This window comes from Alteromonas sp. R7 (genome assembly GCF_055755235.1).
This window is the reverse complement of sequence record NZ_JBVTQX010000004.1, coordinates 168,785-195,534: the sequence shown is the minus strand read 5'-3', so window position 1 is coordinate 195,534 and position 26,750 is coordinate 168,785. Positions and strand designations below refer to the sequence as shown.

Below are 26,750 nucleotides of genomic sequence, written 5' to 3'. Positions count from 1 at the left end.
TTACGACCTCTTGGAGCGTGCCAAACGTAAAGCGTCTGCGTTTACTTTAACTACCATGCCTGAGTCTAATTGAACGTGAATGCCATCTTTAGCTACTTCGGTAATTACTGCAGGCATAGGTGCTTTACCTAATTTAACGGTAACTTGCGTACCTTGCTGTAAATCGCTATCTGTCAATTTCGCAGGTGGTGTATTGTTTGGTCTGTTATTTTTCGGTTTAGTTCCGCGCTTAGTATCAGCATGGTCCGAATTTGCAGATTTTTCACCTTTTGGACGATTAAATTGACGTTTATCTTTTCGCTTAGGCTGCTGAGCTAGCTTAGCTTTGCGCTTTTCAGCTGCTTTTGCTTTGCTTTCTTCTAACTGCTGCTGCGCATGATCAGCGTGTTCTTTTTCAATTGCATCGCCTTCAACGCCGTCTAAATCTACACGGTTTGCACCTTCTTTGATGCTATGAAGATAGCGCCAGCTGTTGGTGTAATGTCGTAGTGTAGAACGAAGTAAGGTTTTGCTAACGCGTTCCTCTTCTTCTAAACGTGTGGCAAGATCTTGAAAAATACCGATCTTAAGTGGGCGGGCCTCGCCTTCAATGCTAAAACATTTCGGAAAGGTCTCTGCAAGGAAAGCTATCACTTCCTTACTGTTGGTAAACTTCTCTGGTGATTCCATTAACTTTCTAAATTATTCAGGAGATTTCATCGTTACTTGCATCATCCCAAGTTGCCAGCGTGTGGTCAACCCAATCAAGCAATTCGTCGTCATCTATTTCTAATAAATGCTTATCTTGTTGCCAAGATTCCCATGCGTAGTGCAAAATTTGCTCTAAACGCTGTGTTTCAATATCTTCTTCTGCATTGTCGTACACCGCATGTAAGATGAAATTTAAACGTTCAGATGCCTCATCTGGGTCATCATGAAAGTCTTCCATGTCCTCATACGTGGATAAAACAACGTGAATATCAACACTGGATTTCATAATTATTTCTGCGAATCCATAAGAATTTGAGCAATTTCAACGAGCCCTTTTTCGTCTTCTTCGGTAAAGCGTTCAAAAACAGGGCTGTCGATATCAAGTACGCCAACCAGCACATCGTTTAGCACTAGTGGAACAACAATCTCAGAGTTTGACGCAGCATCGCAGGCAATGTGTCCTTCGAACTGATGAACGTCTGCTATACGCTGAACAGTTCTGGTACTTGCACTCGTTCCGCAAACGCCTTTTCCAAGTGGAATGCGAATACATGCTGGTTGCCCCTGGAATGGACCGAGTACCAACTGCTCTTCTTTATAAAGGTAAAAACCTGCCCAATTCACCTCTTCGAGGCTATTGAAAAGCAGCGCACTTATATTTGCCATGTTAGCGATAAGATCGTGCTCGCCAGAAACCAAGCTCTTTGCTTGGTTTATTAACTGACCGTACTGTTGTTCTTTCAAACGAATTTCCTGCTATTGAACAATGTTAAAAGACACATTAACACGCGCTTCTATGCGCTCTTGGCCAGGTAAAGACATAGACATGTCTTTGGCAAAAGCTTCTGCACGCATTACTGGAATCGGCATATTGCCACCAGATTCTGAGATTGCAACAACTTCACCTACTTCAATCTCTAATTCTTTTGCTAATAACTGTGCACGTTGCTTTGCGTCTTTTACCGCAGAGATAAGTGCTTTTTGATAGGCATCGCCTTCACCAACTGAAATAAAGTTGAATTGTTGTATGCGATCAACACCTCGTTTAAGCACGCCATCTAATACTTTGTCATAAGTTTCAAGGTCAGTAGATGTGACGGTGATATCTCGTGACAACGTGAAACCTTCTTGCTGACGGCCTTGAGGCGTATTGATATAGCGAGGTTGTAAGCGTACTTGCATACTCTGAATGTGCTTTTCATCTATACCTTGATTAAGCAAGAACTTAACAATAGAGCGGAGGTCCGAATCAAGCTGAGTGTTCAGTTTACCTACCGTATTACCTTCTTCTTCAACAACGAGTGTGACTGAATAAGCGTTTGGTGTCACTTCTACCGCTCCTACGCCTTGCACATTTATAACCGCTTCTTGTGCGGCCTGTGCAAAAACCATTGGTGCAGATAAGGCAATAAATGATGATGCTAACAATGCTTTTTTAACTACACTTTTAGCTGTCGAATAAGTATTAGTACGCGTGATCATTTTCATAGAGATTCCTTTTTTATGGTGCCTTTTAATTACGTTACCTAAAGGATAAATGTTTAAAACTGAATAGTTTATGAATATACGCAATAAACGAAATCTTAGCACTGAACTAAGACGAGAAGAGATATAACTTCGCCGAGATGCGCTTTTTATGAGGCAAGACCCAAAAATGGATAAGTAATACCAGTCAACTTGATGTAGTGCCACTATACCTGCGGTAACACGACGTGATTACGAAGATTTTAAATCTCACTGAGTGGGTAATGATCTATGCGGACTGATATCAAAGCGCTATGTTAAATGGGTTTTATATGCTAAACGGCTAAAAGCCAACCGTTCAGCTAAGCATCTCGCTGAACGTGTTGACCGAAAAGATTAAAAGGCGCTAGGCGTTTTACTTAAGCACAGTGCGCAACGCAGCAAGGCAGTGATCGATATTACGGGGTTTACATGCGTATCCCATAAGACCAATTCGCCATACTTTACCGGCATGATCGCCTAAACCGGCGCCGATTTCTAAATTAAAATCTTCAAGCAATTGCTTGCGAACGGCAGCATCGTCTACGCCGTCTGGAATTTTAACTACATTTAATTGAGGCAAACGATAAGCACTGTCTACCGTTAGCTCTAACCCAAGTTCACTTAAACCCTGCGCAAGTTTTTCATGACCCAATGCATGACGCTGCCACGCATTTTCTAAGCCTTCTTCTTTTAAAATCAGAAGTGCTTCGTACATAGCGTACATACTGTTGACAGGTGCGGTATGGTGGTAGGCACGCTTGGCGCCCTGCCCCCAATAACCAACAATCAAGTTCATGTCTAGAAACCAGCTTTGCACTTTCGTTTTTCGGTTTTGAATAACGTTAACTGCTCTTTCACTAAATGAAACAGGAGAGATACCCGGCACGCAACTCAAACACTTCTGCGAACCTGAATAAATAGCGTCAATGCTCCAACCGTCAACATCTAACTCGATACCTCCAAGAGAGGTAACTGCATCAACAATGCTAAGACAATCATACTTTTTAGCCAGCTCACAAAGCGCTTTGGCTTCATTGCGTACGCCCGTAGATGTTTCGGCGTGAACAAAGGCAAGGATCTTAATATCCGGATTGGCTTTAAGGGTGTCTTCTACCACATTAAGGTCAGTTTGCTCGCCCCATGTATTGTTGACGGTAATAGCCTCACCACCACAACGCTCTACGTTTTCGACCATTCGATTGCCAAATACGCCGTTAATACACACGAGTACCTTATCGCCTGGTTCTACAAGATTAACAAAACATGCCTCCATTCCTGCTGAGCCCGGAGCAGAAATAGGCATAGTAAGTGCATTCTCAGTTTTAAACGCATACTGTAAAAGCTGCTTGGTTTGGTCCATTAACTCAATGAATAATGGATCGAGATGGCCCAGGGTGGGTCTCGCCATGGCGTTTAAAATTCTGGGGTTAACATCGGATGGTCCTGGACCCATCAAAGTCCGTTCAGGGGGAATAAAAGTAGAAAATGATTGCATAATCCATCCTCGTATTAATGTAAGAGCCTGTTTTTAGAGTCAGTATCACGCATATTTAGCATGAACGTTGACGTCATACTACAAGGATAATGGCATGGTACAACCGTCTGTTTTCAACATAACTTACATGAATGAAAGTAAGTCTATATATTTAAAAAGGGTATATATTAACAACGCTTCATCACGTGGATAAAATGTGTGCAACATGTGGATATAAACTGTACATCTTTTTCTCAAAAAGCATCACATCCGACCAGTTTTTAGTCCATTGATTACTAACGTATAAGTTCTACAATTTAACTGACGTTGAGAGTGTAAGATAAAATTCACACAAAAATTGTTTATAATTTAAACAAATGTATTCTATACTCATTGTCCGTTTAAAAGATTTTATTTAAACTCTCCTGTGTAAAAGTTAGCGCACGGCTCAGCAATGAGCCATTCCCCTAGGCCCGGAACGTTTGTTCTGGTCATTTTTTATTGGGATTCAAAATATCGCGAACAGCCTAGTCTTAAATTTCAGCTATCAATTGGCTGTAATGATGACTTATATGTTTTGGCGTTATCTACGTAATGTTCAGCGGACGCTTTTAGTTTGGGTTCGATCTTCTCATCAAATGTTCTAATGACTTTACCAGGCGCTCCAACTACTAAACTGTAATCTGGAATTTCCATGTTTTCCGTTATCAAAGCGTTAGCGCCAATGATGCAGTACTTTCCAATTTTTGCACCGTTTAATGCGACGGCGTTAATTCCTATCAAGGAATAGTCACCAATCTCGCAGCCGTGAAGCATGACTTTATGTCCTACTGTTACCCCTTCACCTAGCACTAAAGGAATACCTGCATCGGTGTGTAATACGCTGCCATCTTGGATATTCGTATTTTCACCAACGGTTATCTTGTCCATATCGCCGCGTATAACCGCATTGAACCAAACGCTTGAACCCACTTTGAGTTCAACATTACCAATAACATGTGCGCCTGGCGCTATAAACGTACTTTCATCAACCAGCGGTGATGTAGAACCTAATTTGTAGCGCATTACCCTCTCCCTATTCGTCTACTTTTCTCATTAATCCTTCTTGCATGGTTGACGCAACAAGTTCACCATTTTGGTTAAATATTTGTCCGCGTACCAAACCTCTAGAGCCTCCGCTAAAGGGACTCTCCATTGCATACAATAACCATTCGTTCATATTGATTGGGCGGTGGAACCACATAGCATGGTCTATCGTTGCGATTCGAAGTGATTTATCGGTTACCGCAACACCGTGTGGTTGAAGCGACGTACTGAGAAAATGATAATCTGATGCGTAAGCAAGCGCAGCTTGATGAACAGTCAATGATGCATTCATTGTGTCTCTTGCTTTTAACCAAATATAACGCGTCGGTTCGCGTTTCGCTGACTGGTAAGAGTTAGCTGCATCTACCGTGCGGATATCTACAGGTTTATGATAGCTCAACGCTTCTTGCATAGGCCGTGCAATTTTATTGAAGTTAGCTTCATAGAATTCAATGTCAGACTGCACATCTTCCGGCGCAGGCACATCTGGCATTGTTGGGTTTTGATGCTCCATGCCATCTTGAGGAACCTGAAAAGACGCTGTCATGTAGAAAATATTTCTACCATCCTGAATGGCTTTAACCCGTCGAGCAGAGAAACTTCTGCCGTCTCGCACTACTTCAACATCGTAAACTACAGGCTTTTTAGCATCGCCTGGTAGTAAAAAATAAGTGTGGAATGAGTGTGCGACTCTACCAGCCTCCACTGTTTCGTATGCAGCTGCTAACGCTTGCCCCAAAACTTGTCCACCAAACAAGGCGCGGAAGCCTAAATCCCAGCTTTGACCTCGATAGATGCCAGCCTCCACTGTTTCGAGTTCAAAAAGTGACGATAGTTTAATCTCAGACATGTTGTACTTTCTCTTCAATTACTGCTTTTGGGTTTCGCGGGTAGTACTTTTCAGGCAATTTTGCTTTATGCTCGAAAAAGCGCGTATCTTTATAGGGTAACTTCATAAACCCTGAAATGCCTAGCCCTTTTATTTTGGGAATTTGCTGAACGAGTTGCGCTAATAATGCGTGGAAGCGCTCTTCTTGGCTGTGATCAAGCAACGTGTAATAGTTGTGAATTTTCAAATGCCGCGGTAATGCTTCAAATATAATACAACCAGTGTGATGTATTGTATTAAGTTGAACGATGGTATCGATAATCTCCTGAGGCAGCTTTAATAGTTCGTCCGGATCATCGCCATCTTCGAAATATGAGTGAGTCCGGCTTTCATCCTTTTGTGCAGAAACCCGTGATAGCTCGTAGGGAATAAACATACCGCCTGCTGGTTTAAAGTCTTCATCTTCACTTTCGCGTTCAATGTGCAGTGTGTTTTTGGCGTTGAACATACAACATTTGAACACAGCGGGTTTGTGAATAGCCCTTGCTAAATTAATGACATTATTCACTGCTAAATCAAACGCTGCTTTCATTGATTCATCATATAAGTTCAAGCTTGAATCGACATATATACCTTCTGGCTCCCAGCGCACAGCCATACCGCCAACTACAGGGTAACGGCCTAATCTGCTTATTGCTGAAACAAATGCTTTTTCGGTATCCCCCATGCCCTGTAAATAGTTTTTGTAGTAGCGGTCAAATTGCGCATCGTCTATATAACGAAGTTCCTCTACGTCTTTTTCATCTAACGTGTCAGACAGTCTTGCTTGTTGGCGTAGGTAAGATTTTCGAGAGCTGTAAACAACGGTTTCAATATCAGCACGGTTCTGAGTGTGGGCCAGCCATGTAGGGATTAACGGTGTATATTGCGTTGGCTTGTCTTGAGTGAAAACCATATTCTTCAAAACGTGGAGATGATTAAACAGGTAATCTCCGCCCTGCCTTCTCTTTTCTGGATCTTCACTGAGCATGTGCTCAAGGATATTAGCAAGCATTTTAGGAAGACCAAGGGATGAAGGTGTAATAACCTTGCTTCCGTAACGACACGATTGCCCTGATGCCAATGCATATAATGTACTGGCCAAGCCTTGTTCATCGAAGCGGGGGCTGGAGAGTGCGCCATTAAGCTGCTCCTCGCCAATAAAATAAACATCGCCAAGTCGAGCATTAGTTTGATGCAGTTCACCCGACATTAAATCCATTACATTGTTACCTACATATTGCCCAGTGATGTCAGTCTGTGCGAACACTGAAGAGCCCCAATCAATCAATCCAACCGATTCATTTTCGGCATCCCAAACCAGATTCGAGGGCTTTATGTCTCCGTGCACAATGGGTTTAATTTCTCCATTTTCACTGTATTGGCGAAAACTGGATAAAAGTTCGCCGACCTGCACTGCAATTTTGACGATAATACGGGGCGAAAGTGGGCCTGTTTTCAAGCTGACTTTTTCTAGGTCTTCGCCAGGTGCGCGCCCCATAACCAAGATGGATTGTTTGCGTATTTGTTGATATTCAATAAACCGCGGCACAAACTCATGATTAACGTGAGAAAGCATAAAAGCTTCCTCTTCTAGTCTATCTTGCACATGCTGCGGCAACGTTATTCGCGAAAACTTAAATACCCGTGATTCACCGCTTGGTGCATTCCCTGCAAACGCAAAACCAAAGGCCCCTTTCCCTAAAAGTTCTATTTCACTGTAACCCAACCCTTCTAACTGTGAAATGCAAAGGCTTACCCAGTCTTTTAGTTTTTTCGCATCCGCATGGGATAGCAAATATATCGACTGCTCATCGGGTATATAGAAATGTTTTAGGCCTTTGAGTTGCGACATGTTTTTTACTTCACGCTTTTAGTGACTTTTTGAAACAGATTAATCAGCAACAATACGCTTACCATTGTTAAACTGCACAGCAATCAATTATCTTCGTTTATCCAGGTAACATGCGCTGTAGCGTGATAACCCGTTTCATCAGCACCTAACATACCAACAACGCTTTCTAGCGCGCTCTCTAAATTAGCATCTAATTGCCAAGGCGGGTTTAACACGAATACGCCAGAACCATACATTCCAGCATCTGGGGTATTTTCTGCTACATGTATTTCTGCTTTAAAACAGGGTTTACCTAATGCTGCAAGCTTCTCGCACATAGCTTCACTTGCACCACTTTTGACACCAGCCCTCTCTGACAATAGTGGATACCACACTACGATTTGTGCCTGCTGCCAGCGTTTAAATACCTGTTCCACACCCTTAACAAGGTCGCTATATTCATTCACGCGCTCATAAGGAGGGTCGATTAAAATAGCACCGCGATTGGGTTTAGGTGGCGTGAGTGCGCGAAGCCCTTCATAACCGTCTCGTTTATGTACGTGGCTATTACGGGTTCGTAAACGGGATACGTTTTTGTCTAGTTTATCGAATTCCGCAGGATGAAGTTCCATTAGGTGTAAATTATCACCATCCCTTTTCGCTTTTGCGCTTATTGCCGGTGAGCCCGGATATTGTTGTTGTGCTAAAAAAGGTTCACACAACGATAGATAGTCTGCCAACAAATTTGGCAAGTCCTGAACGCCTTTATCATCTATAAGCAAACGAGAAATACCCGTCTCGTACTCTTTATTTTTTGATGACATGGCATCGGTTAGATCGTAAGCGCCCGCGCCTGCGTGGGTGTCGAAAAGCGTAAAAGGTTTATCTTTTTTCTTTAATGCGTTGATAACGCCAATCCAACAAAGATGTTTGATGACATCAGCGTGGTTGCCCGCATGAAAGGCATGTTGATAACTAAGCACAAAACCTCAGTAAAATTTTCGTTTGTTTATAGTGCTCTATAATAACGTCAACGCGCTTTGAGGTATACAAAACAAAAAGGGCCAGTAGTTTTGCTACTGGCCCTTTTAAAATATTGCTACTGCAAATCAAATTGCTTTGAATGATATCACTTAAGGTGCATCAACATTTTTTCTGGCTGAGTTAGGTAACTCATCCATAGATTATTGAATCGCACCATAGTCGCACCATCAATAATACGGTGATCGCCGGACCAGTTTACCGCCATGATATTTTGCGCGCTAACATTCCCTTCATCATCAAAACGCGGAAGTTTCTGCGTTTTGCCGAGAGCAACAATAGCAGCTTCTGGCTTATTAATTACTGGCGTTGCGGTAATACCGCCTATTGCACCGATATTAGAGATACTAATCGTACCGCCTTTTAGGTGCTCGCCAGCCACGCGGCCCGCTCTGGCTTGTTCGATAATAACCTGCATTTGAACAGCAATATCTAAAAGCGAGAGGTCTTGTACGCGTTTAATATTCGGTACAAGCAAACCAATTTTAGAGTCTACTGCAAAACCAATATTGTGATCTGTGAAGTAGCTTATCTCAGTGGCGTCTTCGTTAAGCTGACTGTTAATGACAGGGAACTCATTAAGTGCCAACGACATTGCTTTAACGAAAAACGGCATAAAGCTGAGTTTTACGTTCTTCGCTTCAAATTCAGGTTTAAGCAGCTTGCGTAGCGCCATCAGGTTGTCCATTACCAACTCGTCACTTACTGTGAAGTGCGGGATAGTATAGACCGAAGCCGACATTTGCTTCGCCATAGCTGCCTGAATACCGCGTACTTTTTCTGTTCTAACGCTGCCTTTAAGCACAGTGCTTGTGCTATTCAAATCACCTTTTTCTGCGGTAGATGAGCTTGGCGCAGAAGATCTCGAATTTTGAGACGACGTGTCAACATTCGAATGTTGTAGATTCAACACGTCAGACTTAAGGATCCGCCCCTTTTTACCCGAGCCTTCCACAGTAGAAAGGTCGATATTCTTTTCTCTTGCAACACGTCTTACCGCGGGGCTAGCCAACACTTTACCTTCTATAGCGATAGGTGGCTCGTATTCGCCGTCGCTGAATTTTGAAGGAGAAATTTGCGCTGATTGCTGACTTGAACCGTTTGTTTGCGTGTTCACTGAACTTTGAGATGCAACGCTTGAAGCGTTGTTTTTTGCCGATGGTGATTCGTCATCAGTACCGCTAGTAGTTGTGACTTCACCGGCAACTTCTAACGCAAACAATGCACTATGCACTTTCGCTATATCGCCTTGCGCGTAATAAAGACGATGCACGGTACCTGCGTTTTTAGCGGGGATCTCTACCACTGCCTTGTCGGTCATCACTTCTACAACGGCTTGATCTTCTTCAATTTCATCGCCTTCCGCCACGTTCCATTTCACAATTTCGCACTCGACAATACCTTCACCAATATCTGGCAAAATAAAGTCTTCGATGTGCTTGCCGTTTGAAGCGCCTGAAGAAGCACTATCATTCGCTGTCGCTGTTTCAGACGCATTGTCTTTTACTTCCGCTTGCGCGTCTTCATGTGTATCTGAGTTAGCGTCGGCATCATCTGGCGTCATAGAGAATAATGGTGCGTGCACTTTAGCAATATCGCCTACCGCGTAATGCAGTTTATTAACCACACCCGCATGCATTGCAGGAATTTGCACGGTAGCCTTGTCGGTCATTACTTCCGCGACAGGTTGATCTTCTTCTATATGCTCACCTTCAGAAACTAACCATTCCAGAAGTTCACATTCAACTATACCTTCACCAATGTCCGGTAAGATAAATTCAATTGTCATTTCATCGTCCCCCGGCTTAGTAGTGAAGCGTACGTTTTATGGCTTCGTACGTCTTCGTTTCATCTGGCATATATTCTTTTTCGTGCGCCAAAGGATACGGCGTGTCTAAACCACACACTCTTGCAATAGGCGCTTCAAGGTATAAGAAACAACGTTCCTGAATGCTCGCTGCGATTTCACTCGCAAAGCCACCTGTTAGCGGTGCTTCGTGGTTTATCAATAAGCGACCTGTTTTCATTACAGATTGCATAACCGTTTCAACGTCCCACGGTAATATGCTGCGTAAATCGATAATTTCACACGACACACCATCTTCAAGAGCCATTTCTGCAGCTTTTTGCAGAATTTCTATTTGCGCGCCCCACCCTAATAAGGTGATATCGCTACCTTCTTGAACAATATCTGCCTTACCTAATGGCAGTTCGTAATCTTCTTCAGGCACTTCCGATACAGATGCACGGTAAAGACGTTTAGGCTCCATAAACAATACGGGGTTTTTATCGCGAATTGATGCAAGTAACAAACCTTTCGCCTGATAAGGGTCACGAGGGATAACAATCTTTAACCCTGGGCAGTGAGCGAAGAATGCCTCTGGTGATTGACTGTGGTAGTGGCCGCCTGCGATACCGCCACCATAAGGTGTACGAATTGTTAGCGTACCAACATCGAACTGACCGCCTGAACGGTAGCGCCATTTAGCCGTCTCATTCACAATTTGATCGAATGCAGGGAAAATGTAATCACCAAATTGAATTTCAGCAATAGGTACAGAGCCTTGTGAGGCCAAGCCGTTCGCGAAGCCAATAATGCCTTGTTCAGTAAGCGGCGTGTTAAAGCAACGCGCCTTACCAAATTTTTCTTGAAGGTGACTGGTTGCACGGAACACGCCACCAAAATGGCCCACGTCTTCACCAAAGACCATTACTTTCTCATCTTCGGTCATGGCTGTGATGAGTGCATTATTAATTGCTTGAAGTAGATTCATCTTAGCCATTATTTTACTCTCCCTGCTGTTTTAGGGTACATCTTCGGGTACTTCTTAATATGCGCTTTCAATTCACTGAGTTGTTCTTTTAAGTGCCAAGGTGCTGTGTCGTATACATCTTCGACAATGTCTTCAATGGCACATACGTCAGTCTTTTCACAACTCTTCATTGCTGCTAAAACGTCTTGTCTTGCTTTATCGACGCGCTTTTGGTTCTCAGCCTCGTCAAACCAGCCCTTGCTGTCTAACCATTTCGCCATACGAGCGATAGGATCTTTTGCACGCCACTTATCTTCTTCTTCACGAGAGCGATAGCCTGTTGGATCATCCGACGTGGAGTGCGCCGCTAAACGATAGGTCATGGCTTCAATGAGCACAGGACATTTCTCTTCAATGGCAATACGACGGGCTTCTTTTGTAGCTGCGTAGATGGCTAACACATCGTTTCCATCAACACGGATAGTTTTAATACCGTAACCTAAGCCACGAGAAGCAATGCCGTCACCCGCGAATTGCTCTTCTGCTGGTGTTGAAATGGCGTAGCCATTATTACGGCAAAAGAAGATAACTGGGCAGTTTAAAACAGCGGCCATATTTAACCCTGCGTGGAAGTCTCCTTCAGACGCTGCACCTTCACCGAAGTAACAGATAGTAACCACATCTTTACCCGACATTTTTTGACCATAGGCGTAACCAGATGCTTGAGGGATCTGTGTGCCTAGTGGTGAAGATATCGTCATGAAGTTAAGTGGCTTGTCACCATAATGGATAGGCATTTGACGTCCTTTATTAGGATCGTCTTTATTGCTAAACATTTGGTTCATGAATTGTTCTGTGGTGTACCCGCGATATGCTAAAGCGCCTTGCTCACGGTACTGAGACATGATCATGTCGTCGTCTGAGAGTGCTGCTGCACTTGCAACTGACGCCGCTTCTTCACCCGTGCTTGCCAAGTAAAAACTAATACGACCTTGGCGCTGTGCACCCACCATACGTTCATCCAATACTCGAATGTAATGCATGGTATTAAATATTTTTAATGCTTCTTCTTTGCTGAGGTCAGGTTCAACTGCTTTTTCAATGAGTTCACCTTCGGCAGAAAGGATTTGCAGCATTGGGATATCAACAACCCCTTTAGTAATAATTTCGACCTTATTTGTTGTTTTTACTTCGGCCAAATGATTTCTGTCTTTCACGTTTGTTCCCCTTAAATATGAGGGTTAATAGCGACTTATAGTGATACCAATATGCTAGTTGAGAAAATGCAGGAGCGTCCTACTTATTCATTGGCATTTTTTCAAATGGGTGAAATAGACATACTCAATTAGTCTAAATGAAAAGGATATTCGTCCTAAAAACGTAAACCCCATGTAAAAAATATGAAAACCGAGTAGGACAATCATTTCTCATTCACATCCAGTAATAGAGTTTCTAACGTTTCAAACGCTTATATATCCAATAATCTACTGCTTAGAACTTCAATGAAAAAAGGAAGTTATCTATGCAACGACTAATCGTCGTTAAATGTAACAAAATGTGTAAATTGTGTATTGCAGAAACACACGTTACAAAAAGAAAAAAAGTGTGCTAGTAATAAATAGTCACAGCGATAAGTTGCGTTTTAAAAAAGGCGAATGACCTTTTAAGCAAACAAAAAAATCGTTGGGCTCCAGGGAACTATTCACACGAGAATAATTATGAAAAAAACAATCCTTAGTACGGTTATTGCTACCGCATTAGCAGGCTCAGCCTTTGGTGCACTAGCAATATCAAATCAATTATCTGGCCACAGCGTTGAACAACGTAACGCCATCGAAGCATCCTTCGACAAAAAGAATATTCTTGCAAATGCAATCCAAGCGGATAGTGATAGCGTACGTGTTATCGTACAACTTACTGACGTGCCTATGGCGCAATTCAGCGCAGTAAATCCAAGTGTAAGCAGCATGGCTGCCCACAAAGGTCAAAAGGTAAATTTCAAGTCAAATGCAGCGAAGGAATATCAATCTTTCCTTGAAGCTCAACAGCAATCGGTTATCCAGTCTATCAAGTCATTCGATAAGTCATTCAAAGCTGACATGTCTTACACAGCAGCATTTAATGGTTTTGCGGGTATCGTTTCAAAAAGTGCACTTGATAAGCTTTCCAGCCTTTCAACAGTAAAAGCGGTATACCCAGACTTAGTGCACCATGCCCAAATGGACGCTAGTTTGGATCTGATCGGTGCAGTTCAAACGTGGGAACAGTTCGGCGGGAAGGAAAGCGCCGGTGCAGGCGTGAAAGTGGCGATCATCGATAGTGGTATTCGTCCAGAAAACCCTTTATTCAGTGGTGAAAACTTTACTGCACCAGATTCTCTTCCAACAGATGATTACTGTTCAGAAGTTCCTGATTTTTGTAACAATAAACTGATTGTGGCACGTGCGGCAGACATCGTAGAAGGCTTCGCAGTTGTTGAAGAAGAATATGAAAGCCCGCTAGGCTTTAACGGTCACGGTACTCACGTTGCTGGTACCGCGGTAGGTAACTACGGCGTAATGGCTCAGCGCGATGGCGCAGAAGCTGAAATCTCTGGTGTTGCGCCAGCTGCTTATCTAATGGTTTACAAAGGTTTGTATGCCACACCAGCTAACCCTGCTTCTTCTAGCGGTGCTTCTTCAATGCTGCTTTCTATGCTTGAAGCTGCGCTTACAGATGGTGCTGACATTGTAAATAACTCGTGGGGTGGCGGTGCAGGTGGAAACCCTAACGGCTCAGTATATGAAGACGTACTTGAAGCCATGCACGATGCGGGCGTTGTTACCGTTTTTGCAGCGGGTAACGATGGTCCGGGTGCTGGTACTATTGGCTGTCCTGGTTGTTCAGAAGACGTAATAACGGTCGCAAATACAACAACGGGTCGTTTGTTCGCAAACGAAGTGACCGTTGAAGGCGATACCACTTTAGGTTCTATTCCGGCCCTTTACTCAGTGGGCAACCCTGCCATTGTATTTGATAGCCCAATTACTGCACCTGTTGTTTATGCAGGCGAAGTAGATGCGGCAAACGTTGAAGGTTGTGATGCATTTGCTGCGGGCGCGTTCGATGGTGCAATTGCGCTTATCAGCCGTGGTACGTGTGGTTTCGTGACTAAAATTGAAAACGCAGAGGCAGCGGGAGCAACTGCTGTTCTTATTCATAACGTTGATGGACGCGGTGAAGCGCCAATATTAATGGGCGGCTTAAGTGAAGCTCAAACAATTCCATCACTTATGCTTCCTGCTACACCAGGTTTAGCGCTTGCTAACCTAGCTGAAACTACTGAAGAGTCGCTAAATGTAACTATCGGTAGCGATATTGTTCGCGTTGTTTCAGACAGCCTTGCTGACATCATGAATGAAAGCAGCTCTCGCGGTCCTAACGGCGACCCGACGTTCCTTAAGCCTAATATTGCTGCTCCTGGTACTCGCATCTTCTCTGGCGAATCACCGGATGCACCAGGACACGAAGACCAGAACTTCTCGTTCAAGAACGGTACTTCAATGGCATCGCCACACGTAGCTGGTGCAGCTGCACTTCTTAAGCAAATGCATCCTGATTGGACTGCACAGCAAATAAAGAGTGCGCTTGTTACTTCTTCAATTCGCGATATTCTGAAAGAAGATGCATCTACCGCAGCAGACAACTTTGACATGGGTGCAGGTCGTTTAGATCTTCCTCGTGCAACATCTGTTGAACTAACATACAGCGACCTAAGCCTTGTTTCATCTGAGTGTTATATCACGTGCGACATGTCTATCACTGTGACTAATACAAGCGACGCTGATGTGACAGTAGATGCGACCACAATGTTTGATGATGATAATATTGTTGCTACGGTTACGCCTGCAATGGCAACCCTACCTGCTGGCGCATCTGCGCAAATCATGGTTTCGGTAGATGTATCATTGGCAGGTTCTGGCGAATGGTTACTCGGTGGTATCAACTGGGCGGACACTAACGATGAAACCACTGATTATTTCATACCTGTTGCAGTTTACCCGATCAACACCGATGAACCTGAATTATTTAACAGCTCAGTAAGCAACACGTTTGCAGCTGAAAATGAAACAGTAGTTACGTCGGCATCGGTTACAAACTCAGGTGTAACAGGCCTAATTGGTGTAACTTCGACAGTTGATGAAAAGTACGATATCGACGTTTCTAGTATTTCAGCGGTCAAGAATGGCAACCAAGAGCCAGTGACCTACGATGCTGAAAAACGTGAAGTGCGCTGGGAAGGTGCTCTTAACACAGCGACGCTTGAGCTAGTTGAAACGGCTGCGCCATTTGGGTACTTGCCAATGAGAAGTCTACCTTTTGTGGTAGACCCTATCGTATGTAGTGAAACCTGTGACGATGCTGCAATAACGGTAGAGTCATTCATCGACATAGAATACATGGGGCAGACCTACACAAACGTCCAAGTATCTTCTAACGGCTTTATCTCATTGGGTACATCATCTGGCCAGGTGACTGAATATCGTCCACAATCACTTCCAGGTGCATCAGAGCCAAACAATGTTATAGCACCTTATTGGACAGATCTTGACCTAGATGGTACTGCTGATGATGATACTGGCACAGGTTCGATGTATGCAGCTACGCTAAATACGAGTACTAACCAGTTCTTTGTAGTTGAGTGGGAAAACGCGATGCTGTGGGGCGATACTGGTTCTAGCGTAAACTTCCAGATATGGTACGATCGCAATGCTGCCTCATTCTCGTTTGCTTATGGTCCAATGAGTCCTAATGACACACCCACTGTTGTAGGCTTCGAAAATGCATCAGGTACAGTTGGTTATACCCATGCTGCACAGTTAACCTCTGGTATTGTAGGTTCTCTGCCTGTTGAGGGTGATGAATTTGGTATCGTTACCATCCCTGGTGATCAGATTACCGTTAGCTACAGCGGTTCAGTTAAGCCATCAGGCGAGCTAATGGATGATATGCTTTCAGTTGATGAGGACGCCTCTATCACAGCTAACATCTTGGCTAACGAGATGGAAGATATCATCTTCAATACATTTGAGATGGAATCACTGTCAGGTGACTTCAGAACGTATACGCCTATTGAAGTTGATAGAGAAGAGCTAGACCCATCGACGCTAGAAGTAGTTGCTGAAGCGCAAAACGGTACTGTAGCAATCAACGATGACGGTACGATAACTTATACACCTAATGCTGACTTCTTCGGTGAAGACTCGTTTACTTACACGGTACGTGTAATGGGCACTACCACGGAAGAAGGAGAGGAAGTACTAGGTGAAACTATCGGTGAAGGTACTGTTTCGGTAGCGGTTGCAGGTGTGCAAGATGCTCCAGTTATTTCAATATCTGCTCCAACTAGCGTTGATGAAGGTCAGTCTTACACTGTAACTGCTTCTGCAAGTGACGCAGACGGAGACGACGTGACTATCACCATTAACGGTGTAGAGCGCACTTCGTTCACTGATACAGCGCCTAGTAACGAACAGTCTAACCGTGTAACGGTTCAAGTAACGGCTTCAGATGGTATTGAAACTACTACAGAAAGCGTGACTATTCGCGTTAACGATAAGTCAGGTGGTTCAATGGGCTGGATTGCATTGCTTCTTGCTCCAGCAGTTTACCTACGTAGACGCATGAAACGTTCATAACGTTTTTGATAAGAGAAAAAAGGCCGCAATTGCGGCCTTTTTTAATCGTCTTGAGAAAGTTGCTGTAAGTGCTGAGACATTCGCTTACTGGGTTGTACGCCAAGTTCTCTAAACTTTTCTATTTGCCTTACCAAGTTCCCTCTTCCACTGGTTAACTTATTCATTGCTTGTTCGTAGTTTGCGTGAGCGGTATCCATCGACTTACCTACTTTTTCCATATCCGTCACAAACCCAACGAACTTGTCATAAAGCTTTGCTGCTTGTTCCGCAATAAGCTGTGCGTTTTGATTTTGGTACTCATACTGCCAAATGTTATTAATAGTACGCAGTGCAACCAGTAAATTAGTTGGGCTAACCAACATGATATTGTGATTAAGTGCCATTGTGACTAAATCTGGTTCTTCTTCGACAGCAATCAGAAATGCAGGCTCAATGGGAATGAAAAGTAATACATAATCCAGTGTCTTTATGCCTTTAAGCGTTTGGTAGTCCTTCGCGCCTAAGCCTTTGATATGCCCTTTTATAGAAGCCACATGTTGACTTAAAAATTGCGCTTTCTCAGCTTCATCATCACAGTTGTAATACCTTTCATAGGCCGCCAAACTTACTTTTGAATCTATGATCACATCTTTATCATTTGGCAAATGCACCACAACATCTGGTTGAAATCGCTTGCCGTGCTCTGATGTTGCTGACATTTGTGTTTCAAATTCATGACCCTCGCGTAAACCAGACTCTTTGAGTATCCGCTCAAGCACTACTTCGCCCCAGTTTCCTTGCTTTTTATTGTCACCTTTTAGTGCATTGGTCAGCGCTGCAGCTTCTTCCGTAATTTTCTGGTTGAGAGCCTTTAAACTTAGAATCTCTGTTTTAAGTGAGGCTCGCTCCTGCCCCTCACGTATGTGTTGTTCTGAGATTTGACGTTTAAAACCATCTAACTCGTTTTTGAATGGCGCCAAAACAGCTTCTATATTGTGTTTTGTTTGTTGCGTGTAACGCTGTTGCTTTTCTTCGAATATGCGATTTGCTAGATTTTCGAATTGCGTATGCAAACGTTGTTCAGATGCATTCATAGACGCAAGCTTATCTTCATGCGCAGCATGAAGCGCCTGAATTCTTGCTTGGTGCGCATCGTTTTGTGCTTGAAGCTTGGCAATAGCAATACGCTCGCTATTCAAATCATTTTGTAGCTGCTCATTGATTTGCGAAAGCTGCGCTATCTTGGTGGCATTCGCCTGGCCTCGAATAAATGAATAAAGTGAAAAAGCACACACACTTACGAAGGCTATAAGAAAGGAAATGGGCTCGCTAGAAATAAGGTTAATTAACATAGTGCACGTTCATACTGTTATTTTGTACAGCACTATAAACAAAATCAGATAAATATACCAACTGGTATAAATTTAAAATGAAATTTGGGCAAAACGTCTAGCACGTAAACCTTTGAAAAAATGAAACTACACAAATGAAAACGGGTGCTATTGCACCCGTTTTTTATATTGTGATGAAAAACCTAATTAGCTTTCTTAAGCAGAACGGCTCATCTTAAGTTTTGTCTTCCTCTCTATTTAGATAGCGAGGCATCAAGCTCTTCAATTTTTGCTTTCCAAATGGCCGGACCATTTTTGTGAGCATTGGCACCCGTGCTGTCTACTGCAACGGTTACTGGCATGTCTTCTACGTCGAACTCGTAAATTGCTTCCATACCTAAGTCCTCGAATGCTACGACACGAGATTTCTTAATGGCTTTAGATACAAGGTACGCTGCACCTCCAACTGCCATTAGATAAACCGCTTTGTGTTTAGCAATTGAATCAACGGTTGCTGGACCACGCTCTGCTTTTCCAATCATGCCAATAAGGCCTGTTTTCTCTAGCATCATGTCAGTGAACTTATCCATACGGGTAGCCGTTGTCGGGCCAGCCGGACCAACCACTTCGTCACCTACAGCGTCAACAGGACCAACGTAATAGATAAAGCGGTTAGTTAGATCAACGCCCTCTGGTAAACCTTCACCATTTTCCATCATGGTTTGAATGCGCTTGTGAGCAGCATCACGACCGGTAAGCATCTTACCTGACAGCAGTACCGTTTCGCCTACTTTCCACTCTTGGATGTCTTCTTTTGTTACTTCATCAAGGTTAACGCGGCGAGTGTTTTCGCTCACTTCCCAAGTTACTTCTGGCCAATCTTCTAATTTAGGTGGCGTAAGCTCCGCTGGACCCGAACCATCTAGATAAAAATGTGCGTGACGAGTCGCCGCACAGTTTGGGATCATTGCTACAGGTTTTGACGCAGCGTGAGTAGGTAGCGACTTAATCTTAACGTCAACAACGGTCGTTAAACCACCTAGGCCTTGCGCACCGATACCCAACTTATTTACGCGGTCAAAAATTTCTAAGCGAAGTTTTTCGTCGGTAGTTTGCGGGCCGCGCTCTATAAGCTCTTGGATGTCTACTGGGTCCATAAGGCTTTCTTTTGCAAGTACCGCTGCTTTTTCAGCCGTACCGCCAATACCTATTCCCAGCATACCTGGAGGGCACCAGCCTGCCCCCATCGTCGGCAAAGTTTTTACTACCCAGTCAGCAATATCATCGCTTGGGTTAAGCATTACCATTTTAGACTTGTTTTCAGAACCGCCGCCTTTAGCCGCGATCATCACTTCGATCTTTTCACCCGCTACCATGTCGATATGCACAACAGATGGCGTATTGTCTTTGGTGTTTTTGCGCGCACCGGCAGGGTCAGCAACGATTGAGGCGCGAAGTGGATTGTCTGGATTAAGGTATGCACGACGTGTACCTTCATCAACCATTTCTTGAACGGTCATGTCAGTTTTATCCCACGTCACACCCATACCAACTTTAACAAAACAGGTTACGATCCCCGTGTCTTGACACAAAGGGCGCTTACCCTCTGCAGACATGCGTGAGTTGATAAGAATTTGCGCCATCGCGTCTTTCGCGGCTTGGCTCTTTTCCTTTTTATAGGCTTCTTCTACGGCTTTAACGTAATCGAGCGGGTGATAATAAGAAATAAATTGCAGGGCATCTTCAATGCTGTCAATGAAGTCTTGTTGACGGATAACGGTCATGACATCCTCTTTTTATTTGGCTTTCGTGGTCTTAGCTAGCTAAAAAAGCGTATACTAGCGCATCTAAAGACAACGCACCATGTAAAACCATGTGCTTGTGGCTAATTCCAGTCATTTTTAAAAACTATGCTGAAGGGATATCTGAAAAAGCAGCCTAATGTGATCGGTTATTAGCCCTTATTTGTTAACGCCAGTTAAAAATAGAAGGAAGTTTGTGCTTAATTCAAGCATCAAACGCCCACGATAAAAAAAAGAAGTACAGAAAACACCTATGTCACACGCAGATACTATTCACGTTCATGTTTCCCGTTTCACTGCAGAGGAATTAGCCGATAAATTAGCGCTAAATTGTGACGAGAACACAGCCGTTTTCAATGCACTTTTTAAGCGAGTCTCTACACGCCCATATTCTCTTTTACTCGATACTTCTGGTTCGTCGAAAAGTGAAGGACGCTTCAATATTATGGCATTTTCACCTTCCGCAGTTATCGAAGCAAAAGGTGATAAGGTTCAACTCATCGAACTAAACACTTCAAAGCGTCAGCAATTGACATTGACCCCCTTTGAAGCGGTGCAATCACACTTACATGCGCGCGTTTCAAATGTGGAGATACATGCCAGTGTAAATACAGCGCACCTCCCTTTCATTATCGGTGTGGCTGGTATGGCAGGCTATGATACTGGGCGCTTTTATGAAACCATGCCAAGCATCGCCAAAGATGACTACGAAACCCCTGATTTCGCGGTTGGCCTTTATCTTCGTTCACTTATTGAAGATACAAAAACAGGTTATATCTATTATTGCTCCGTTGACAGTCAACCGCTGACTCAGTTTTTTTCTTCGTTCAACGACGAAACACCTGAGCCAAAATTCAAGTTAACGTCGCGGTTCGAATCAAATTTGTCTAAAACGGAATATGAAGCTTGTTTGGATAAAATACACGCCTATTTGCGTGCCGGTGATTGCTACCAAGTAAATATGGCGCAACGTTTTAGCGCAGCGTTTGAAGGGAATATGTGGCAAGCATATTGTGAGCTACGCAATCAAAATCAAGCGCCATTTTCAGCCTTTTATAACCTTCCCCAAGGCTGTATTGCTTCCATTTCACCAGAACGCTTTCTACGCGTTAAAGATGGGGTTGTAGAAACAAAACCGATAAAGGGTACACGCCCGCGATTTGAAGACAAAGAAGAAGATGCCGCCAGTGCTCAGAGCTTGCTCTCAGCAGAAAAAGACCGTGCAGAAAATCTTATGATTGTAGATCTGCTGCGCAACGATATTTCAAAGCACTGCAAACCTCACTCGGTGAACGTACCCGCACTCTTTGCTCTTGAAAGTTATCAGGCTGTGCACCATTTAGTAAGTACGGTAACTGGTGAATTGAATGAATCTTCTTCGCCTTTATCGCTTCTGGCATCAGCATTTCCTGGGGGGTCAATAACTGGAGCACCGAAAATCCGCGCGATGGAAGTTATCGATGAGCTAGAGCCTCACCGCCGGAATATTTACTGTGGCAGCGTGTTCTATATGGGTTTTCGTGAAGACATGGATTCAAGTATTTGCATTAGAACCGTATTGGCAGAGAACCGTCGATTACATTGCTGGGCCGGTGGTGGTATTGTGCTAGATTCGGTTTCTAGCGAAGAATATCAAGAAACCCTAGATAAAGTGTCTAGAATACTGCCAGTACTTGAATCAATTAACCAATAGCACAGTATCTGTATGTAATGTGCTAGCACAAAGGTAAGCATATAGGTTGTAAGTAAATATCTATGACAAAGAACGAATTTCTATCACAGTTTCACCACTTAAGGCAGCCTCACACCGAGCCAGATTTTCCGTTGCGAAAAACAGGGCGCCCTGCGGCTGTACTTATCCCCCTGATAGATTATGGGAATTCGCTTCAATTACTGCTTACCGAACGAGCGCACCACCTCAAGCATCACCCAGGTCAAATCAGCTTTCCAGGCGGAGCGGTCGACGAAGCTGACAATTCTTTTTTTGACGCGGCACTTAGAGAAGCTGAAGAAGAAGTTGGTTTACCCGCTACTCACGTAGACGTAGTAGGAATGTTGCCTAGATACCGAACAATCAGCGGATATGAAATTGCGCCAGTTGTTGGCTTTGTAAATCCTGACTTTACACCGATTATTGACAAAAATGAGGTTGAAAGCGCTTTTGAAGTGCCTCTCGCACATGTTTTAGACAGAAGAAATCATTTAGTTCACACGACGCATCGCGATAAAAAGGCATTTCCAATTTACTTTATCCCATGGAAAAACCGCATGATATGGGGCGCAACGGCGGCAATGTTACGCAATTTATCTCATCATATTCATCCTTAGCCTTTGTATTTGCTTAACCGCTCTTGCGTGTACTATAAATTAAACTTTACAGCGTATTAGCAAAACTAATCCCTTTATTAGCTTTTCTGTATTGTGGTTTTTCCGTGGTGGATGCATGATCTTACTATTACTTTGTTTTAATTTTGAAAGTTTATGATCAGTGTATTTGATATGTTCAGCGTGGGCATTGGCCCATCGAGTTCGCACACCGTAGGACCAATGAAAGCAGGCGCCGAGTTTGTCACCGAACTCGCTCAGGAAGCTGCGCTTTTTGATTCAGTGGATAGCGTGAAAGTTGAACTGTTTGGGTCATTAGGCCAAACCGGTATCGGCCACGGAACAGGAAAAGCTGTTATCCTCGGTTTACTAGGAGAACTTCCAGACGTTGTCGATGTGGACAGCATCGAGTCTAAACTTGAAGAAATACGCAACACGGAAAAGCTTTGCCTTAATGGCCAGAAATTAGTGCGCTTTCCTAACAAAAACGCCATTGTTTTTCACCGCCGTAAAACGCTCCCCAAACACGCTAATGCCTTAACGTTTTATGCGTACGCGAAAGATGAGCTTGTAAAACAGCAAACTTATTACAGTATTGGCGGTGGTTTTATCATAAAAGACGAAGACTTCGATGCGACCAAAGCGCATGCAGCCAGCCTGCAAGCATCAGTACCCTTCCCTTTTAAAACGGCCGGTGACCTTCTTGCTCTGTGTAAAACTAACGGCTTAAGCATTAGTTCACTGATGCTACGTAACGAATCAACTTTCAGGCCCAAGCACGAAGTGAAGCAACAGCTACACAACATTTGGTTAGTAATGAAAGCTTGTATTCAACGAGGTATCGAAAGCGAAGGTATTTTACCTGGCGGGCTTAAAGTAGTTCGCCGCGCACCTGGACTATACCGTCGACTTCAAACTGAACACACAAACGACCCTATGCAGACTATGGATTGGGTTAACTTGTTTGCTTTAGCTGTAAACGAAGAAAATGCAGCTGGCGGCCGTGTTGTAACTGCACCTACAAATGGTGCAGCGGGTATCATTCCGGCTGTTCTACAGTACGTAGATAAGTTTATTCGACCTGTTGATGAAGAAGTAGCAAGTCGATTCCTGCTTACCGCAGGCGCCATTGGTATTCTCTATAAAGAGAATGCGTCAATCTCAGGTGCTGAAGTAGGTTGCCAAGGAGAAGTAGGCGTCGCTTGTTCAATGGCTGCAGGCGCGTTAGCTGAAATTATGGGGGGCACAGCTGCCTCGGTAGAGAACGCTGCGGAAATCGGTATGGAGCACAACCTCGGCCTTACTTGTGACCCCGTGGGTGGCTTGGTTCAGGTTCCTTGCATTGAGCGAAATGCCATGGGTGCAATCAAAGCAATTAATGCTTCTCGTCTTGCACTGCGCGGAACCGGTGAGCAAAAAGTATCGCTAGATAAGGTTATTAAAACCATGCGCGATACCGGTAATGATATGAAGACTAAATATAAAGAAACGGCGAGAGGTGGACTCGCGGTAAATATTATCGAATGTTAGCGCCTCGTTCTAACTAGACAATATGTGAAATGCAAAAAAGGGGCAATTAGCCCCTTTTTTAATGAACGTTTTCAACAAGCGCTGCGCTTACTTTACTGGAAGCGTCACGCCTTTAAACATTTTTTCTACTTCTTCGTTATTTTTCAGCATCATAGCCTTCTCAACCTTGTCCTTGGTCAGATGAGGCGCAAAACGCTCAATGAAGTCGTACATATAACTTCTTAAGAACGACCCTTTTCTGAATCCAATTTTCGTCGTGCTGTAATCGAACAGGTGACTAGCATCTATCTTCACAAGATCATCATCTAATTCTTCGCTTACCGCCATCGACGCAATAACACCAATACCGACACCTAAGCGAACATAGGTTTTAATAACGTCGGCATCTGTTGCGGTAAACACGATTTTAGGTGTTAGCCCTGCCCTTTCAAACGCTTGATCTAATTCAGAGCGCCCGGTGAAACCGAAAACATAAGTAACCAACGGATATTTGGCAATGTCTGAAATATCGATAGTGCCCTTTTTCGACAAGGGATGGTCCTTGTTTACTATTACACTGCGATTCCAGTGATAACAAGGAAGCATGACTAAATCGTTGTACAAGTGGAGAGCCTCGGTAGCGATAGCAAAATCGGCTTCGCCCTTGGCAGCCAGGTCGCTAATTTGAGACGGCGTGCCCTGATGCATGTGTAATGACACTTTTGGATACTTGCTCATGAAACCCTGAATAACATCAGGTAATGCATAACGGGCTTGCGTATGCGTAGTCGCAATATTGAGTTTACCTTGATCTGGAAGCGTGTGCTCCCTTGCTACCGCTTTAATACTCTCTACTTTGGCTAGTATTTCACGAGCTATATTGATTACATCATTACCCGCGTCTGTTACGTGTGTTAAATGCTTACCGCTACGGCCAAAAATCTGAACACCTAGTTCATCTTCCAACATGCGAACTTGTTTGCTGATACCCGGCTGTGAGGTATATAAACTTTCTGCTGTTGCTGACACGTTCAAATTGTTATTGAGGACTTCTACGATATACCGTAGTTGCTGTAGCTTCATATTTTACACCGTTTAATGCGATAGACTGACACTGTACTCCCCCCGTTATAACCAAAACCACCTTTTTTTACTAGTTGCTATTACGAAATTGGCATTATAAAGTTGAAAATAATTGAATTTTTGCATTTTCGAGTGGGATTTATTCGCCTTTGTCCGATTTCTTCTACATTATGGGTAGGTGATTAAAAAGCACGGTGTTAGATAGATAATGAGTAGCAGTAAACAAGTTACATCCACAATTGATTTTTCATCGGTGTTGGCAGCTGCTGTGCACGATATGAAAAATTCACTTTTTCTCCTTATTCAATCTATTGAAACACTCAGCGACGCCCTTTCTCCTCACGACGAGAAAGCTAGAGAGCAAGTTGCGAGTGTTCATTATGAAGCATCTAGGCTCAACACCAATCTTGTTCAAGTACTCTCTTTGTACAGGGCTGAATTAGAAAGTTTACCCATTACCGTTGACGAAAGTTTCATCAAAGATTTGGTTGAAGATGTTGTTGGCTCTAATGCGTTATATGTATCTCAGAAAAATATTGATATAAGCATCGCTATCGAAGATGACCTTAGCTGGTACTTAGACAGTGAGTTAATTTATTTGTTATTAAACGATGTAATCATTAACGCAATGCGCTATGGAACATCCAAAATAATAGTAAGTGCCAAGGCAGACGAGAACGACTTCATGACTATTAAAATAGAGGATGATGGTCGTGGCTATCCTGAAGCGATGTTAACTAAAAGCCACGAAGAGCTCTGTGACTTTGAGTTAAGCCAAGGAAGAACGGGATTGGGGTTATTTTTTGCGAAGTTAATTGCAAACGCACATTCTCAAGGAGATAAAGTGGGTTCAATCGCCCTTTCCAACGGCGGGAGTCTCGGTGGAAGTGTATTTGAAGTAAAAATACCGTAAGATTGACCGATAACATTAAGTAATACAAAAAGTAACGCTCGTACGTAGTAATACGTTAACGTTATAAAAAATAAAAAACAGACGGAAACACACGCATGTACGTGATTATTATTATATTAATTGTTGTTTTGCTAATCGCAGCTATTTTTATCAATGCAATGCAACAACATCGTCAAAAGCAAGAGGCTGAGCGCAGAACTGAACTTGCCAAACAGCGTACTATTGTCGACGAAACTGAGAACGTTATTGCCGCCTGTGTAAACATGCCTGTTTCTTCGCGCATTATGGGCATACTTCACAATCGTATTCTAAATGCCTTGAAAGCAATGAACGATTTATCGAGTACATCTGAACTAAAACAGCGTATCTCAAGCAGTGAGCAAGCAACCGCCGCTGCTCTTTCGGACAATAGCGGTATCACTAACGATTTCGCGTTACCCGACAACGACAAAATGATCATTCAATACATTCAGGCCGTTAAGAAACTGCGCATTATTCTTCGTTCAGAACATAGCAAAGGGCAAATTGATTCTAAAGTATTCATGGATGAAGATAAGCAGCTTGAACGCTTGCAGGTAAAAGTAAATGTAGAAACATTGATTAAGCGCGGCCGCGCTGCACTTCAAACCAATATGCTTGGGTCAGCCAGACAGTATTTTGAAAAGGCGAAAAACGCACTAGAAAATCAAAATCCCCAAGACGAATACTCAATGTCTAAACTTGCTACACTTAACGAGTGGTTACACGAAATCCAAAGCAACCTTAAGAGCGTGAACGAAAAAGATCGCGCCAAGAAGCAAGAAGAAGAAAGAGACGAATTAGACGAGTTGTTCGCACCTAAGAAGAAGTGGTAGGTCGAACCTTTTCTTAGAAACTAT

At 43.4% G+C, this 26,750-nt stretch carries 21 protein-coding genes; 6 read left to right on the top strand and 15 right to left on the bottom strand.

The window, feature by feature from the left end; all coding sequences use genetic code 11:
* The 12 genes from proQ to AC0J2X_RS08455 all read right to left on the bottom strand — a co-directional run bounded on the left by proQ (position 1) and on the right by AC0J2X_RS08455 (position 12,469).
* Entirely contained in the window at positions 1-669 is a 669-nt protein-coding gene (gene proQ, locus AC0J2X_RS08510) for an RNA chaperone ProQ (protein WP_014949542.1), read from the bottom strand.
* A gap of 16 nt (positions 670-685) precedes the next feature.
* Positions 686-976: a hypothetical protein gene (locus AC0J2X_RS08505; protein WP_014949541.1), complete on the bottom strand. Its 291-nt coding sequence runs from the start codon at positions 974-976 to the stop codon at positions 686-688.
* Positions 977-978: 2 nt separating this feature from the next.
* Positions 979-1,434 (bottom strand): GAF domain-containing protein, encoded by a 456-nt coding sequence (locus AC0J2X_RS08500; protein ID WP_014949540.1) that lies wholly within the window; start codon positions 1,432-1,434, stop codon positions 979-981.
* Between the two features lie 12 nt (positions 1,435-1,446).
* Positions 1,447-2,178, bottom strand: a complete 732-nt coding sequence (locus AC0J2X_RS08495; protein WP_069944358.1) for an SIMPL domain-containing protein — start codon at positions 2,176-2,178, stop codon at positions 1,447-1,449.
* A 391-nt stretch (positions 2,179-2,569) separates the two neighbouring features.
* Positions 2,570-3,691 (bottom strand): pyridoxal-phosphate-dependent aminotransferase family protein, encoded by a 1,122-nt coding sequence (locus tag AC0J2X_RS08490; protein WP_239247201.1) that lies wholly within the window; start codon positions 3,689-3,691, stop codon positions 2,570-2,572.
* A gap of 519 nt (positions 3,692-4,210) precedes the next feature.
* Positions 4,211-4,735 (bottom strand): gamma carbonic anhydrase family protein, encoded by a 525-nt coding sequence (locus AC0J2X_RS08485; protein ID WP_069944356.1) that lies wholly within the window; start codon positions 4,733-4,735, stop codon positions 4,211-4,213.
* A 10-nt stretch (positions 4,736-4,745) separates the two neighbouring features.
* Complete coding sequence (gene tesB, locus AC0J2X_RS08480) at positions 4,746-5,606, bottom strand: acyl-CoA thioesterase II (protein WP_014949536.1); 861 nt, start codon at positions 5,604-5,606, stop codon at positions 4,746-4,748.
* The gene (locus AC0J2X_RS08475; protein WP_069944355.1) at positions 5,599-7,479 is read right to left on the bottom strand and encodes a protein kinase domain-containing protein; all 1,881 of its coding nucleotides are present in this window, start codon (positions 7,477-7,479) and stop codon (positions 5,599-5,601) included. The genes tesB and AC0J2X_RS08475 overlap by 8 nt, the downstream gene beginning before the upstream one ends.
* An 83-nt stretch (positions 7,480-7,562) precedes the next feature.
* Positions 7,563-8,441 carry a 23S rRNA (adenine(2030)-N(6))-methyltransferase RlmJ gene (locus AC0J2X_RS08470; RefSeq protein ID WP_472995935.1) on the bottom strand — a complete coding sequence of 293 codons (879 nt, stop codon included), beginning with the start codon at positions 8,439-8,441 and terminating at the stop codon, positions 7,563-7,565.
* 146 nt (positions 8,442-8,587) lie between these two features.
* Positions 8,588-10,288 (bottom strand): dihydrolipoyllysine-residue acetyltransferase, encoded by a 1,701-nt coding sequence (locus tag AC0J2X_RS08465; RefSeq protein ID WP_069944354.1) that lies wholly within the window; start codon positions 10,286-10,288, stop codon positions 8,588-8,590.
* Positions 10,289-10,304: 16 nt separating this feature from the next.
* Positions 10,305-11,282: an alpha-ketoacid dehydrogenase subunit beta gene (locus tag AC0J2X_RS08460; protein ID WP_014949532.1), complete on the bottom strand. Its 978-nt coding sequence runs from the start codon at positions 11,280-11,282 to the stop codon at positions 10,305-10,307.
* Positions 11,282-12,469 carry a thiamine pyrophosphate-dependent dehydrogenase E1 component subunit alpha gene (locus AC0J2X_RS08455; RefSeq protein WP_069944353.1) on the bottom strand — a complete coding sequence of 396 codons (1,188 nt, stop codon included), beginning with the start codon at positions 12,467-12,469 and terminating at the stop codon, positions 11,282-11,284. Before AC0J2X_RS08455 ends, AC0J2X_RS08460 begins: the two co-directional genes overlap by 1 nt.
* Before the next feature lie 501 nt (positions 12,470-12,970).
* Between AC0J2X_RS08455 and AC0J2X_RS08450 the strand changes: the two genes are divergently transcribed.
* Positions 12,971-16,930 (top strand): S8 family serine peptidase, encoded by a 3,960-nt coding sequence (locus tag AC0J2X_RS08450; RefSeq protein ID WP_069944352.1) that lies wholly within the window; start codon positions 12,971-12,973, stop codon positions 16,928-16,930.
* Between the two features lie 41 nt (positions 16,931-16,971).
* Here AC0J2X_RS08450 and rmuC read toward each other — a convergent pair whose 3' ends face one another.
* Together rmuC and AC0J2X_RS08440 are read right to left on the bottom strand one after the other, a co-directional pair.
* Positions 16,972-18,261 (bottom strand): DNA recombination protein RmuC, encoded by a 1,290-nt coding sequence (rmuC, locus tag AC0J2X_RS08445; RefSeq protein WP_039233007.1) that lies wholly within the window; start codon positions 18,259-18,261, stop codon positions 16,972-16,974.
* Between the two features lie 233 nt (positions 18,262-18,494).
* Entirely contained in the window at positions 18,495-20,024 is a 1,530-nt protein-coding gene (locus AC0J2X_RS08440; protein ID WP_014949528.1) for a fumarate hydratase, read from the bottom strand.
* Positions 20,025-20,295: 271 nt separating this feature from the next.
* Here AC0J2X_RS08440 and pabB point away from each other — a divergent pair, with 271 nt between their 5' ends.
* The 3 genes from pabB to AC0J2X_RS08425 all read left to right on the top strand — a co-directional run bounded on the left by pabB (position 20,296) and on the right by AC0J2X_RS08425 (position 23,897).
* Positions 20,296-21,735 carry an aminodeoxychorismate synthase component I gene (gene pabB, locus AC0J2X_RS08435; RefSeq protein WP_014976580.1) on the top strand — a complete coding sequence of 480 codons (1,440 nt, stop codon included), beginning with the start codon at positions 20,296-20,298 and terminating at the stop codon, positions 21,733-21,735.
* Between the two features lie 62 nt (positions 21,736-21,797).
* Positions 21,798-22,370: a CoA pyrophosphatase gene (locus tag AC0J2X_RS08430; protein ID WP_014949526.1), complete on the top strand. Its 573-nt coding sequence runs from the start codon at positions 21,798-21,800 to the stop codon at positions 22,368-22,370.
* A gap of 153 nt (positions 22,371-22,523) precedes the next feature.
* On the top strand, positions 22,524-23,897 hold the full coding sequence (locus AC0J2X_RS08425) for an L-serine ammonia-lyase (RefSeq protein WP_069944351.1): 1,374 nt from the start codon (positions 22,524-22,526) through the stop codon (positions 23,895-23,897).
* Positions 23,898-23,984: 87 nt separating this feature from the next.
* Here AC0J2X_RS08425 and cysB read toward each other — a convergent pair whose 3' ends face one another.
* Entirely contained in the window at positions 23,985-24,959 is a 975-nt protein-coding gene (gene cysB / locus AC0J2X_RS08420) for an HTH-type transcriptional regulator CysB (RefSeq protein ID WP_014949524.1), read from the bottom strand.
* A gap of 208 nt (positions 24,960-25,167) precedes the next feature.
* On the opposite strand from cysB, the gene AC0J2X_RS08415 reads away from it, so the two are divergent.
* Positions 25,168-25,872, top strand: a complete 705-nt coding sequence (locus tag AC0J2X_RS08415; RefSeq protein ID WP_014976578.1) for a sensor histidine kinase — start codon at positions 25,168-25,170, stop codon at positions 25,870-25,872.
* A gap of 95 nt (positions 25,873-25,967) precedes the next feature.
* Positions 25,968-26,726 (top strand): hypothetical protein, encoded by a 759-nt coding sequence (locus tag AC0J2X_RS08410; RefSeq protein WP_014949522.1) that lies wholly within the window; start codon positions 25,968-25,970, stop codon positions 26,724-26,726.
* Positions 26,727-26,750 lie beyond the last annotated feature (24 nt).

Excerpts from the sequence above, each read along its gene's own strand:
- AC0J2X_RS08440 (WP_014949528.1), bottom strand. The coding sequence starts at position 20,024 with ATGACCGTTATCCGTCAACAAGACTTCATTGACAGCATTGAAGATGCC.
- AC0J2X_RS08415 (WP_014976578.1), top strand. The coding sequence starts at position 25,168 with ATGAGTAGCAGTAAACAAGTTACATCCACAATTGATTTTTCATCGGTG.
- AC0J2X_RS08410 (WP_014949522.1), top strand. The coding sequence starts at position 25,968 with ATGTACGTGATTATTATTATATTAATTGTTGTTTTGCTAATCGCAGCT.
- tesB (WP_014949536.1), bottom strand. The coding sequence starts at position 5,606 with ATGTCTGAGATTAAACTATCGTCACTTTTTGAACTCGAAACAGTGGAG.
- cysB (WP_014949524.1), bottom strand. The coding sequence starts at position 24,959 with ATGAAGCTACAGCAACTACGGTATATCGTAGAAGTCCTCAATAACAAT.
- pabB (WP_014976580.1), top strand. The coding sequence starts at position 20,296 with ATGTCACACGCAGATACTATTCACGTTCATGTTTCCCGTTTCACTGCA.
- AC0J2X_RS08425 (WP_069944351.1), top strand. The coding sequence starts at position 22,524 with ATGATCAGTGTATTTGATATGTTCAGCGTGGGCATTGGCCCATCGAGT.
- AC0J2X_RS08490 (WP_239247201.1), bottom strand. The coding sequence starts at position 3,691 with ATGCAATCATTTTCTACTTTTATTCCCCCTGAACGGACTTTGATGGGT.
- rmuC (WP_039233007.1), bottom strand. The coding sequence starts at position 18,261 with ATGTTAATTAACCTTATTTCTAGCGAGCCCATTTCCTTTCTTATAGCC.
- AC0J2X_RS08460 (WP_014949532.1), bottom strand. The coding sequence starts at position 11,282 with ATGGCTAAGATGAATCTACTTCAAGCAATTAATAATGCACTCATCACA.
- AC0J2X_RS08505 (WP_014949541.1), bottom strand. The coding sequence starts at position 976 with ATGAAATCCAGTGTTGATATTCACGTTGTTTTATCCACGTATGAGGAC.
- AC0J2X_RS08430 (WP_014949526.1), top strand. The coding sequence starts at position 21,798 with ATGACAAAGAACGAATTTCTATCACAGTTTCACCACTTAAGGCAGCCT.
- AC0J2X_RS08495 (WP_069944358.1), bottom strand. The coding sequence starts at position 2,178 with ATGAAAATGATCACGCGTACTAATACTTATTCGACAGCTAAAAGTGTA.
- AC0J2X_RS08475 (WP_069944355.1), bottom strand. The coding sequence starts at position 7,479 with ATGTCGCAACTCAAAGGCCTAAAACATTTCTATATACCCGATGAGCAG.
- AC0J2X_RS08465 (WP_069944354.1), bottom strand. The coding sequence starts at position 10,288 with ATGACAATTGAATTTATCTTACCGGACATTGGTGAAGGTATAGTTGAA.
- proQ (WP_014949542.1), bottom strand. The coding sequence starts at position 669 with ATGGAATCACCAGAGAAGTTTACCAACAGTAAGGAAGTGATAGCTTTC.
- AC0J2X_RS08485 (WP_069944356.1), bottom strand. The coding sequence starts at position 4,735 with ATGCGCTACAAATTAGGTTCTACATCACCGCTGGTTGATGAAAGTACG.
- AC0J2X_RS08450 (WP_069944352.1), top strand. The coding sequence starts at position 12,971 with ATGAAAAAAACAATCCTTAGTACGGTTATTGCTACCGCATTAGCAGGC.